A 12,465-nucleotide genomic window follows, 5' to 3' on the forward strand; every position below is an offset into this window, starting at 1 on the left:
CCACATTTGTAGCGCTCACTACATTATGGAGCGCGCAAATGCCCCCCGCCCGCATTACCCCCCGTTCTGGCCGATTCCGACGCATTGTTGGCGGTATTGTGATCGTCGGCGCCATCGCGGCGGCCGGATCAGTCCTTTCCGGCCGCTATTTTTATGCCGCGCAGGCGACCAGTGCGGCCGCCGCGCCGGAGCAGGCCGTCGCCGTGACGGTCGCGGCCATCGAGCCCCGACAGGCCAATCTGTGGGACGATTTCTCCGGCCGGCTCGAGGCCATCGACCGTGTCGAGCTGCGGCCGCGTGTCGCCGGCGCGATCCTGGCGACCAACTTCACCGAGGGCTCGCTGGTGAAGGCCGGCGATGTCCTGTTCAAGATCGATCCCGCGCCTTACGCCGCGGAGGTCGACAAGGCCAAGGCGCAGCTCGAGGCCGCCAAGGCGCGCGTGGTCTTCACGACCAGCGAGCTTGAGCGCGGCGCGCAGCTCGTCGGCAACGCGGTCGTGACCCGGCGCGACTATGACCAGCGCGACAATGCCAATCGCGAAGCGATTGCCAACGTCAAGGCCGCCGAAGCGACGCTGCAAACTGCAAAGCTCAATCTCGACTACACCGAAGTGCGCGCTCCCGTGGACGGCCGCGTCGGCAAGTTCGAGGTCACCGTCGGCAATCTCGTCGCCGCCGGCACGGCCTCGCCGGTATTGACCTCGCTGGTCTCGATCAATCCGATCTATGCCAGCTTCGATGCCGACGAGGAGGTGGTGCTGCGCGCGTTGAACTCGATTGCGGACGCTTCCGGCACCCGCGGCAATCTCGACCGCATTCCGGTGGAGATGACGACGTCCGGAGGCACCACCGCCAAGGGCCACATCCAGCTCATCGACAACCAGGTCAACGGCCAGAGCGGCACCATCCGCGTGCGTGCGGTGTTCCGCAATGATGACGGCCGCCTGATCCCGGGTCAGTTCGCGCGCGTGCGCATGGGCCAGCCCGAGAGGCAGACGCTTGTGCTGGTCGACGAGCGCGCGATCGGCACCGACCAGGACAAGAAATTCGTGATGGTGGTCGGCGAGGACAGCCGCGCGGTCTACCGTCCGGTCGCACTCGGCGGCTCCGTCGACGGCCTGCGCATCGTCACCTCGGGCCTGAAGTCCGGCGACCGCATCGTCGTCAATGGCCTGCAGCGCGTGCGCCCCGGCGCTCTCCTGAAATTGGAGGTCGCCGAAATGGGCGCGCGCGGCACACAGCAGGCCGCCAACGAAGATAACAGGCACGTGGTGCAGCGCTAACCATTTGCTGCGCACAGGGGCACACCTATGAATCTTTCCAAATTTTTCATCGACCGGCCGATCTTTGCGGGCGTCCTCTCGGTCCTGATTTTCCTCGCCGGGCTGATCTCGCTGTTCGCGATGCCGATCTCGGAATATCCCGATGTCGTGCCGCCATCGGTCGTGGTGCGCGCGACCTATCCTGGGGCCAATCCGAAGGTGATCGCGGAAACGGTTGCTACCCCGATCGAGGAGCAGATCAACGGCGTCGAGAACATGCTCTATATGAGCAGCCAGGCGACCACCGACGGCGCGATGACGCTGACGGTGACCTTCCGCCTCGGCACCGATCCCGACAAGGCGACGCAGCTGGTGCAGAACCGGGTGCAGCAGGCCGAGCCGCGGCTGCCGGCGGTGGTGCGCCAGCTCGGCATCATCACCAAGAAGAGCTCGCCCGACCTCACCATGGTCGTGCATCTCCTCTCGCCGAACAACCGCTACGACATGACGTATCTGCGCAACTACGCGGTGCTCAACGTCAAGGACCGGCTGGCGCGGATCGACGGCGTCGGCGACGTCCAGCTCTATGGCGCCGGCGACTATTCGATGCGGGTCTGGGTCGATCCGCAGAAGGCCGCCGAGCACGGCCTGACTGCTAGCGACATCGTCAGGGCGATCCAGGCGCAGAACGTGGAAGCCGCCGCCGGCGTTGTCGGCTCGTCACCGAGCGTGAAGGGCATCGACCTGCAGCTTTCCGTCAACGCCGAGGGCCGGCTCGCCAGCGAGGACCAGTTCGCCGACATCGTGGTCAAGACCGGTTCCCGCGGCGAGGTGGTGCGCCTGCGCGACGTCGCGCGCATCGAGCTTGGCGCCTCCGAATATGGCCTGCGCTCGCTGCTCGACAACAAGCAGGCGGTGGCGATCCCGATCAACCAGGCGCCCGGCTCCAATGCCCTTGATATCTCCGACAAGGTCCGCGCGACCATGGCCGAGATCAAGAAGAACATGCCTGACGGCGTCGACTACAAGATCGTCTACGATCCCACGCAGTTCGTGCGATCCTCGATCGAGGCGGTGGTGCACACGCTGCTGGAAGCGATCGTGCTGGTCGTCTTGGTTGTGATCCTGTTCCTGCAGACCTGGCGCGCCTCGATCATTCCGCTGCTCGCGGTGCCGGTGTCGATCGTCGGCACGTTCGCGGTGATGCATGTGTTCGGCTTCTCCATCAACGCGCTCAGCCTGTTCGGCCTCGTGCTCGCGATCGGCATCGTCGTCGACGACGCCATCGTCGTGGTCGAGAACGTCGAGCGCAATATCGAGGCTGGGCTTTCTCCGCGGGAGGCCACCTACCAGGCGATGAAGGAAGTGTCCGGCCCGATCATCGCGATTGCGCTGGTCCTGATCGCGGTGTTCGTGCCGCTCGCCTTCATCTCCGGCCTCACCGGGCAGTTCTACAAGCAGTTCGCGCTGACGATCGCGATCTCGACCGTGATCTCGGCGATCAACTCGCTGACGCTGTCGCCGGCGCTCTCGGCGCTGCTGCTCAAGGGCCATCACGAGCCCAAGGACAAGCTCACGATCATCCTCGACAAGGGACTGGGCTGGTTCTTCCGCGGCTTCAACCGTGTCTTCACGCGCTCCTCGGAGAATTACGGCCGCAGCGTCACCAAGGTGATCTTCGGCAAGGCCGCTGTGATGGGCGTCTATGTGCTCCTGATCGGCGTCACCGTCGTGCTGTTCAGGCAGGTGCCGGGCGGCTTCGTCCCCGGCCAGGACAAGCAATATCTGGTCGGCTTCGCGCGGCTGCCTGACGGCGCGACGCTGGATCGCACCGAAGAGGTCATCCGCAAGATGAGCGACATCGCGCTGACCCAGCCCGGCGTCGAAAGCTCGGTGGCGTTCCCGGGGCTGTCGATCTCCGGCTTCACCAACTCCTCCAATGCCGGCATCGTGTTCTCGACGCTGAAGCCGTTCGACGAGCGCAAGAGCTCTTCGCTCAGCGGCAATGCGATCGCCGCGGAACTGAACAAGAAATATGCCGGCATCCAGGAGGCCTTCATCGCGATGTTCCCGCCGCCGCCGGTCAATGGTCTCGGGACCATCGGCGGCTTCAAGCTGCAGATCGAGGATCGCGCCGGCCTCGGCTATGACGCGCTCAACGATGCGACCAAGGCGTTCATGGCGGCGATGTCGAAAGCGCCGGAGATCGCAGGCCTGTTCTCGAGCTTCCAGGTCAACGTTCCCCAGCTCTATGCCGACATCGACCGCACCAAGGCGTTGCAGCTCGGCGTGCCCGTGACGGAAGTCTTCAACACGCTGCAGATCTATCTCGGCTCCTACTACGTCAACGACTTCAATAAATTCGGCCGCACCTATTCGGTCTATGTCCAGGCCGACGCGCCGTTCCGCGCCCGCGCCGACGATATCCGCCAGTTGAAGGTGCGTTCGTCCTCAGGCGACATGGTGCCGCTGTCGGCGCTGTTGAAGATCCGCCAGAGTGCAGGGCCGGAGCGCGCGATCCGGTACAACGGCTTCCTGTCCTCGGACATCAACGCCGCCGCGGCGCCCGGCTATTCGTCCGGCCAGGCGCAGGAAGCGGCGACGCGGATCGCCGCCGAAGTGCTGCCGCCGGGATTTGCCTTCGAGTGGACCGACCTGACCTATCAGGAGTTCATCGCCGGCAATTCCGGCCTCTGGGTCTTCCCGCTGGCGATCCTGCTGGTGTTCCTGGTGCTGGCTGCACTCTATGAGAGCCTGACGCTGCCGCTCGCGATCCTCATGATCGTGCCGATGGGACTATTGGCTGCGATGTTCGGTGTCTGGTTTTCGGGCGGCGACAACAACATCTTCACCCAGATCGGCCTGATCGTGCTGGTGGGATTGTCGGCGAAGAATGCGATCCTGATCGTCGAGTTCGCGCGCGAGTTGGAATTCGCCGGCCGTTCGCCGATTCGCGCCGCGATCGAGGCGAGCCGCTTGCGTCTTCGCCCGATCCTGATGACGTCGATGGCGTTCATCATGGGCGTGCTGCCGCTGGTGCTGTCGACCGGCGCGGGCTCCGAGATGCGGCGCGCGATGGGCGTCGCGGTGTTCTCGGGCATGATCGGCGTCACGATCTTCGGTCTGTTCCTGACGCCGGTATTCTATGTGTTGCTCCGCAGCGCCACCGGCATGAAGCCGCTGACGCATCACGGCGAAGCGACCATTCCAACAAAGGCACACGCGGCATGACGCCGCGTGTGCTCACACACCTCGCCTCAGGCGGCGAGGTCCTGCAGCAGTTTCGACGAACCGCGCACCAGCACCTTGCGTCCGGCAGGCGTTAACGCGAGCGAATCGCCGCGCATCGCGGCGAGCCCGAGCGTGATCAGGCTTTCGACCGCAAACCTGCTTATTCTCGAAGGGTTTGCTGCAGGTGCACGCAACGCTTTGAGAACTTCCCACTGATCCGTTGTCAGTTCGTAGTCGAATTCGTCGTTCATGGTCCCTCGGATTCGTTAACCATCGACGGGGCGCGTATTACCGAGCGCTCGTGAAGAACATGCGACCAGAACGAGTCAGGATTTCGAATTACGGGGATAGACCGTCACATCATCGTGTGGCTGGAATTCTTCAATATTTTCAAGCCATCCATTGAATCTTAACCAGGTGATACAGCAGTGCTCCTGACGTGTAGCCCGGGTGGAGCAAAGTGTAACCCGGGGCATCTCATCCACATTCGCAGGCGGTCCCGGGTTACGCTCGCGCTTCACCCGGGCTACGCACCTTTCAACCGCGCCGGACGCTGGCACCGCCGTCCACAGGCAATGTGACACCGGTAATAAAACTCGCTTCATCCGAAGCCAAGAACAGTGCGGCATTGGCGACGTCCCAGCCGGTGCCCATCTTCCGTCGCAGCGGCACCTTGCTGTCACGCTCGGCCTCGACCTCGGCACGGCTCTTCCTGAATTCGCGGGCGCGGGTGTCGACTGCCATCGGCGTGTTCATCAGGCCGGGCAGGATCACATTGGCGCGAATGCCGTATCGCGCGTTCTGATAGGCGAGCTGTTCGGTGAAAGCGATCATCGCCGATTTCGTCGCCTTGTAGGCGACGTAAGGATAGGTCGTGATCGCGGCCATCGACGAGATGTTGATGATGGCGCCGCTTCGCTGCGCGCGCATGATCGGGATCACATGCTTGGCGGCGAGGATGCAGCTCTTGAGGTTGATCGCGACGCAGCGGTCGAACGCCTCTTCGCTGATCTCGAGCAGTTCGGCATCGCCGCCGGAGAGGCTGACGCCGACATTGTTGTGCAGGATGTCGACCTTGCCCCAACGCTGATGCGCATCCGCCACCATCGCCTTGATCTCGGCGTTCTTCGTCACGTCGGCCTTGAAGGCTGCAGCGGTGCCGCCCTTTGCCGCGATCATGTCGACGGTCTCCTGCGCCGAATCCAGGTGGTGGTCGACGCACAGCACCTTGGCGCCTTCGCGCGCGAAGGTGAGCGCGGTGGCGCGGCCGTTGCCGATGCCCTCGCCGGGGCTCTGGCCGGCGCCGACGATGATGGCGACACGATCTTGAAGGCGCATCTCGTTTCACTCCCGCTTTTCGTTCTTGTCCATCGGGGTTCTCCCCGCTGACAACAGCGTTTCAAAGATGCGCGGGGCCGGCAAGGGGACGTGAGATATGCTGTCAGGCCATGAATGCAGGCCCTTCAACGCATAGCAAAACGGTGCATTTTATGCAGCCATAAAAAGCTTGCACGAACGGGGAGCGAAGCATGTCGCTGATGGAAGTTGGCCTGGACGACAAGTACCGGTTGGACGTCAAACGCATCTTCCTTTCCGGTACCCAGGCGCTGGTCCGGCTCCCCATGTTGCAGCGCGAACGCGATCGCGCGCAGGGACTCAAGACAGCGGGTTTCATCTCCGGCTACCGCGGTTCGCCGCTCGGCATGTACGACCACACATTGTGGCGGGCAAAATCTTTCCTCAAGCAGCATGACATCGCCTTCGTTCCCGGCCTCAACGAGGATCTGGCGGCGACCGCGGTGTGGGGCAGCCAGCAGGTCGGCATGTTTCCGGGCGCCAAGGTCGATGGCGTGTTCGGCATCTGGTACGGCAAGGGCCCCGGCGTCGACCGCTCGCTCGATGCACTGAAGCATGCCAACTCGGCCGGCACTTCGCGGAACGGCGGCGTGATCGCGCTCGCCGGCGACGACCATGGCTGCCAGTCCTCGACGCTGGCGCATCAGAGCGAGCAGGTGTTCGCATCCGCGCTGATGCCGGTCGTCAATCCGGCCACGCTGCAGGACTATCTCGACCTCGGCATCCTCGGCTTCGCGCTGTCGCGCTACAGCGGCTGCTGGGTCGGCTTCAAGGCGATCTCCGAGACGGTGGAGAGCTCGGCCTCCATCATCAGCGATCCCGGTCGCATCCAGATCGTGACGCCAGATGATTTCGAGATGCCGCCGGATGGCCTCTCCATCCGCTGGCCCGACGCGCCGCTCGAGCAGGAGCGGCGCCTGCACGGTCCGAAGATGCAGGCCGTCGCCGCCTTCGCCCGCGCCAACCGCTTCGACCGCATCGTGCTCAACTCCAAGCCGGCGCGGCTCGGCATCATGGCAACCGGCAAGGCCTATCTCGATTTGCGCCAGGCGCTGGCCGAACTCGGCGTCACCGACGCGGAAGCACAGGCGCTGGGCTTGCGCATCTACAAGGTCGCGCTGACCTGGCCGCTCGAGGAATCCGGCGCCCGCGCCTTCGCCGAGGGATTGCAGGACGTGCTGGTGGTCGAGGAGAAGCGCGGCTTCATCGAGGACCAGCTCATCCGCATCCTCTACAATGTCGATGCTTCAAAACGTCCGTCGGTGGTCGGCAAGCGCGACGAGAGCGGCGCGGTGCTGCTGCCGAGCGAGGGCGAGTTGACGCCGACCATGGTTGCCGCCGCCGTTGTTGCGCGGCTTCGCAAGCTTGGCCATCGCAGCCCGATGCTGGAGCAGCGGCTGGCCAAGCTCGAAGCTTTCGATCGGCCGGCCGAAGGCATCGGCGCGGCCAAGCTGCAGCGCACGCCCTATTTCTGCTCGGGCTGCCCGCACAACACTTCGACCAAGATACCCGAAGGCAGCCGCGCCATGGCCGGCATCGGCTGTCACGGCATGGCGCTGTCGATCCCGGCGCGCCGCACCGCGACAATTTCGCATATGGGCGCGGAGGGCGTGGCCTGGATCGGGCAGGCGCCGTTCACCGACGAGCAGCACGTCTTCCAGAATCTCGGCGACGGCACCTACACCCATTCCGGCCTGCTGGCACTGCGCGCCGCGGCCGCCGCCGGCGTCAACATCACATACAAGATTCTCTATAACGATGCGGTGGCGATGACCGGTGGCCAGCCCGCGGAGGGCAGCTTCACGGTGTCGCAGATCGCGCATCAGGTCGCCGCCGAAGGCACCAAGCGCATCGCCATCGTCTCCGACGACCCCACGAAATACCCGCCCAACTATTTCCCCACTGGTGCCACGGTGCATCACCGCCGCGAACTCGACGCCGTGCAGCGCGAGCTGCGCGACGTCGCGGGCCTCACGGTCCTGATCTACGACCAGACCTGCGCCGCGGAGAAGCGCCGCCGCCGCAAGCGCGGGCTCTATCCCGATCCGCCGAAGCGCGTCTTCATCAACGAGCGCGTCTGCGAGGGTTGCGGCGACTGCTCGGTGCAGTCGAACTGCGTTTCGGTGCAGCCGCTCGAGACCGAGCTCGGCCGCAAGCGCCGCATCGACCAGTCCAACTGCAACAAGGACTTCTCCTGCATCGAGGGCTTCTGCCCGAGCTTCGTCACCGTCCATGACCCCAAGCTGCGCAAGGCCGACCGTGCCGCTGCCGATCCGTCGGCGCTGTTCGCGGACCTGCCGACGCCGAAGCCGCAGGCGCTTTCCGGTTCCTACAACATCCTCGTCACCGGCATCGGCGGCACCGGCGTCATCACCATCGGCGCGCTGCTCGGCATGGCCGCCCATGTCGAGGGGCTGGCCTGTTCGACGCTCGACTTCACCGGCCTGTCGCAGAAGAACGGAGCGGTCATGAGTCATGTCCGGCTCGCGCCGCGTGCGGAGGATCTCGCCAGCGTCCGCATCGCCGCCGGTGGCGCCGATCTGATTCTCGGCTGCGACATCGTGGTCGCGACCAGCGTCGCGGCGCTGAGCCGGGCCGAGCGCGGCGTGACGCGCGCGATCGTCAACGCCGACCTGCTGCCGACCGCGAGCTTCGTGATGAATCCCGACCTCGATTTCGAGGCGGGCGCGATGCGTGATGCGCTGAATGAAGCCGTCACCTCGTCCGACCTCGACATCCTCGACGCCACCGGGCTGGCGACTGCGCTGATGGGCGACAGCATCGCCACCAACGCCTTCCTGCTCGGTTTCGCGTTCCAGCGCGGCGCGGTGCCGATGTCGCTGGAGGCGCTGATGAAGGCGATCGAGCTGAATGGCGCCGCGGTCGACATGAACAAGATGGCCTTCTCCTGGGGCCGGCTTGCCGCGCACGACCTGGCGCGCGTCGTCAGCGCCGCGCGTTTCAAGACCTCGAGCGCGGCGCCGGCAAGGCGCACGCTCGACGAGACCATCGCCTTCCGCGCCAAGTTCCTCGCCGATTATCAGGAGGAGGCCTATTCGCAGCGCTACCTCGCCGACGTCGCGCGCGTCCGCGCTGCCGAAACCGCGGCCGCTCCCGGCTCGCACGAACTGACGGAAGCGTTCGCCAAGGGCTTGTTCAAGCTGATGGCCTACAAGGATGAGTACGAGGTCGCCCGGCTCTATACCGATGGCGAATTCGCCAAGGCGTTGAAGGAGCAGTTTGACGGCGAACCCGGGTTGAAGGTGCTGCTCGCCCCGCCGCTGTTCGCGCGCCGCGATAAGGTCACCGGACATCTGCAGAAGCGCGAGTTCGGCCCCTGGGTGTTCAGTGCGTTCAATCTGCTGGCGCGGCTGAAGCGCTTGCGCGGCACCGCGCTCGATATCTTCGGCTACACTGCCGAGCGGCGGATGGAGCAGGCGCTGCCGGGCGAATATTCGGCGATGATCCTCCGCCATCTCGGCAAGAAGCCGCTCGATGTGCCGCGGCTGGCGGCGCTGGCGAAGGCCGCCGAGTTGGTACGCGGCTACGGCCACGTCAAGGAAGCCAACGTCGCGCGCTATCGCCAGGAGTGTCAGCGGCTCGAAGCTGCGCTTCAAGCCCAGGTGGCGCAGGCGGCCGAGTAGGTTCCGATCCAGTCCTTGGGCCGCAGGAAGCAATCTGCGGCCATTCCATCGCCTTCGTTGATCGGTAACCGTGCCCGCAGGATCGGCTGGAATTGTCCGGCCGGCCTCCTACATGTTGGGCATGTTCCATTGGAGTCATTTCGGAGGCGTTCGGTGAGCTCCAGAAATGCAGTTCTGGCCGCCGTTGCCACCGTCGCCCTGGTCCTGAGCGTTCCGGCGATGGCGGACGAGTATCGCCCCGGCGACTATTTCAATCTCGACCTCTCCAAGGCCGTGCTGTCGCCCAAGCGACTCGGCCCGCCGACCGAGTTCGCCCGGGTTCCCGTCGAAGCCGAGAGCGATCACAATGATGCTGCACACGTGGTCGCGGAACCGAAGCCGGTGCAGACGAAAAGGGTCAGGGCGGCGCATGCCGCTCCTTCGCCTGAGCGGTCGGTGCGCACCGAGCGCCGCGTTCCCGCCCGCGCCAAGCTTGCCCGCCGCCACGGCAACCCACTCGACGCCCAGGCCCGCGACACCCGCATCCAGACCTGGCCCTGCCGCTCCGGCGGCATCTGCAACTGGCGCTGACCCGCGCGCCCGGCAAAGTCTTAAGAGCACCACTGGCGTACACATTCTCCGTCATGGCCGGGCTTGACCCGGCCATCCACGAAGCCGCTTGCGTGGCTGCAAGACGTGGATGCCCGGGACCCGGCTACGCCAAGGCTTCGCCGAGCGCTCCGCTGTCAGTCCGGCGAAGCGATAGCGAAGACGGGCAAGCCCGGGCATGACGAGGGTGTTTCCACGAGTCATCCCCCTGTCGTAAAACCGTAAGCCGAGAGTCAAGCAGCGCGGGCAACCTTCGTCGCGATTCGACGGAGATCCTGCCCAATGGCGATCGCGACACGCGCCAGGCGCGGCCTGACCCGGCGCCAGATTCTGATCCGGTCAGGCTCATCAGCCGCACTCGCAAGTCTTGGCACTCTCGCAAAACCCTATCTCAGCCGCGCTGCTGATCGCCCCGAACTTCGATGCGGGATTCAATCGGGCGACGTCTCGGGCGATGCCGCGGTGATCTGGTCGCGCGCCGATCGGGCCGCGCGGTTGCAGGTGGAATGCGCAGCCGACGAGAATTTCAAAACCATCCTTCGCACTGTTGCGACCGACGTGTTGCCTTCGACCGACTTCACCGCAAAGCTCCTGCTCGACGGCCTGCCGCCGGGACAGGACATCTTCTATCGCGTGCGCTTTGAATCGTCCGATGGGCTTGCGGGCGAGGCGAGGACCGGCCGTTTCCGCACGGCGCCGGTGACGCGCCAATCGATCTCCTTCGTCTGGTCCGGCGATACCGTGGGGCAGGGCTGGGGCATCGATCCCTCCCGCGGCGGCCTGCGCAGCTACCGCACCATGCTGGAGAACCGTCCCGACTTCTTCATCCATTCCGGCGACCACATCTATGCCGATTGCCCAGTGCCGTCGGAGTTGCCGTTGCCGGACGGCACGCTCTGGCGCAACATCGTCACCGAGGCGAAGTCGGCCGTTGCCAGGAGCCTCGAGCAGTTTCGCGGCAACTACAAATACAATTGGTATGATGCAAACTTCCGCGCCTTCCATGCGGAGGTGCCGATGTTCGCGCAGTGGGACGACCACGAGGTCGCCGACGACTGGTCGCCGATCGGCACCGTTGATGAGGCCGGCTATGCCGAGGACGGCTCCTCGCGTCTGGTGGCGCGGGCGCGGCGCGCATTTCACGAATTCATGCCGATGCGCCCGGTGTTCGAGCAGGACGGCCGCGTCTATCGCAAGATCGCCTATGGCCCGCTGCTCGACGTGTTCCTGATCGACATGCGCTCTTACCGCGACTCCACCTGGAACAAGGGCGGTGGCAGCGACAGCTTCATCCTCGGCAAGGCACAGTTGGCGTGGCTGAAGCGCGAGCTGGTCGCTTCCAACGCCACCTGGAAGGTGATTGCCGCGGACTTGCCGATCGGCCTCATCAGCCTGGATGCGGTCGCGCTCGGCGACGGCCCGCCGGAGCGGCGCGAGCACGAGATCGCCGATCTCCTGTCCTTCATGAAGCGTGCCGGCATCCGCAACACGATCTGGCTCACCGCCGACATGCATTACACCGCGGCCCATCATTACGATCCGAACCGCGCTGTATTCCCAGATTTCGAGCCGTTCTGGGAATTCGTCTCCGGCCCGCTGCACGCCGGCTCCTGGTCGCCTGGCGTGCTCGACAACACTTTTGGCCCAAAGGCGATGTATCAGAAAGGCTGCAGCGCGGAGCAGGGCGATAACCTCGCCCCATGCTTCGGCCTGCAATTCTTCGGCCGCATCGAGATCGACGGAACGAGCGAGGTAATGACGGTGACGTTGAAGGACGTCGATGATCGCGACCTCTGGTCGGTCGATATCGAGCCGCAGCCGGATGCGCGGCCCGGCGAGATCATGGCCGAGCATATATAAGTTTTCTCTCCGTCTTTCCGGGGCGTCCGAAGGACGAGCTACGATGTGCAATTGCACATCATAGCTCGTCCTTCGGACGCCCCGGAATGACAGGCCAGTCATTGCGAGGAGCATAGCGACGAAGCAATCCATTCCTCCGCTTGCGGCGCTATGGATTGCTTCGCTCCGCTCGCAATGACGATGTGGATGCTTTGGGTGCGACAAATCAACCCGACGGGCAAATCAGTCGAAAGTCTGTCCAGCCCTGCAGCGAAAAACATTCCGCTTTCGCCGTCGGGCAAATCAGTGATTTAACTCCGCGCGTCTCACGGCGAATGAGGGGCGGGTCGCGATCGTCACGAACGTTGCGGTGAGATGCGGTGGACGAGGGTGTCACGACTGACGAGCGTGGCACTCACGGACGGCGAAGTCGTGTGGTCCTGGCGCCCCGACGCTGGCGCTAAGCTTCTTGTGAAGTGACGGTGGCAAAAGAGCCCGGTCACCGGGGAGAGCACGAAGTAAGCCGTAACACCATCGCGCAGGGA

7 protein-coding genes are annotated in these 12,465 nt (G+C 64.7%); 5 read left to right on the forward strand and 2 right to left on the reverse strand.

What is annotated here, in order from left to right; all coding sequences use genetic code 11:
• Positions 1-38: 38 nt before the first annotated feature.
• The gene (locus ACZYOF_RS25545) at positions 39-1,283 is read left to right on the forward strand and encodes an efflux RND transporter periplasmic adaptor subunit (protein WP_463717507.1); all 1,245 of its coding nucleotides are present in this window, start codon (positions 39-41) and stop codon (positions 1,281-1,283) included.
• A gap of 27 nt (positions 1,284-1,310) precedes the next feature.
• A complete protein-coding gene (locus ACZYOF_RS25550) occupies positions 1,311-4,493 on the forward strand; it encodes an efflux RND transporter permease subunit (protein ID WP_463717508.1) in 3,183 nt (1,060 codons plus the stop codon).
• Between the two features lie 26 nt (positions 4,494-4,519).
• Here the strand turns inward: ACZYOF_RS25550 and ACZYOF_RS25555 are convergent, their stop codons facing one another.
• On the reverse strand, positions 4,520-4,744 hold the full coding sequence (locus ACZYOF_RS25555) for a hypothetical protein (RefSeq protein ID WP_130226165.1): 225 nt from the start codon (positions 4,742-4,744) through the stop codon (positions 4,520-4,522).
• Between the two features lie 286 nt (positions 4,745-5,030).
• A complete protein-coding gene (locus ACZYOF_RS25560) occupies positions 5,031-5,831 on the reverse strand; it encodes an SDR family NAD(P)-dependent oxidoreductase (RefSeq protein WP_130579924.1) in 801 nt (266 codons plus the stop codon).
• Positions 5,832-6,022: 191 nt separating this feature from the next.
• Here ACZYOF_RS25560 and ACZYOF_RS25565 point away from each other — a divergent pair, with 191 nt between their 5' ends.
• The 3 genes from ACZYOF_RS25565 to ACZYOF_RS25575 all read left to right on the forward strand — a co-directional run bounded on the left by ACZYOF_RS25565 (position 6,023) and on the right by ACZYOF_RS25575 (position 11,941).
• Positions 6,023-9,493 carry an indolepyruvate ferredoxin oxidoreductase family protein gene (locus ACZYOF_RS25565; protein WP_463717509.1) on the forward strand — a complete coding sequence of 1,157 codons (3,471 nt, stop codon included), beginning with the start codon at positions 6,023-6,025 and terminating at the stop codon, positions 9,491-9,493.
• Between the two features lie 219 nt (positions 9,494-9,712).
• Complete coding sequence (locus ACZYOF_RS25570; protein WP_463717511.1) at positions 9,713-10,063, forward strand: hypothetical protein; 351 nt, start codon at positions 9,713-9,715, stop codon at positions 10,061-10,063.
• A gap of 300 nt (positions 10,064-10,363) precedes the next feature.
• The gene (locus tag ACZYOF_RS25575; RefSeq protein WP_463717510.1) at positions 10,364-11,941 is read left to right on the forward strand and encodes an alkaline phosphatase D family protein; all 1,578 of its coding nucleotides are present in this window, start codon (positions 10,364-10,366) and stop codon (positions 11,939-11,941) included.
• Positions 11,942-12,465 lie beyond the last annotated feature (524 nt).

This window comes from Bradyrhizobium sp. LeoA1Lang, from assembly GCF_055413685.1.

Bases quoted from the DNA above. Each gene is read 5' to 3' on its own strand.
- ACZYOF_RS25545 (WP_463717507.1), top strand. From the start codon at position 39: ATGCCCCCCGCCCGCATTACCCCCCGTTCTGGCCGATTCCGACGCATT.
- ACZYOF_RS25550 (WP_463717508.1), top strand. From the start codon at position 1,311: ATGAATCTTTCCAAATTTTTCATCGACCGGCCGATCTTTGCGGGCGTC.
- ACZYOF_RS25555 (WP_130226165.1), bottom strand. From the start codon at position 4,744: ATGAACGACGAATTCGACTACGAACTGACAACGGATCAGTGGGAAGTT.
- ACZYOF_RS25560 (WP_130579924.1), bottom strand. From the start codon at position 5,831: ATGCGCCTTCAAGATCGTGTCGCCATCATCGTCGGCGCCGGCCAGAGC.
- ACZYOF_RS25565 (WP_463717509.1), top strand. From the start codon at position 6,023: ATGTCGCTGATGGAAGTTGGCCTGGACGACAAGTACCGGTTGGACGTC.
- ACZYOF_RS25570 (WP_463717511.1), top strand. From the start codon at position 9,713: ATGGCGGACGAGTATCGCCCCGGCGACTATTTCAATCTCGACCTCTCC.
- ACZYOF_RS25575 (WP_463717510.1), top strand. From the start codon at position 10,364: ATGGCGATCGCGACACGCGCCAGGCGCGGCCTGACCCGGCGCCAGATT.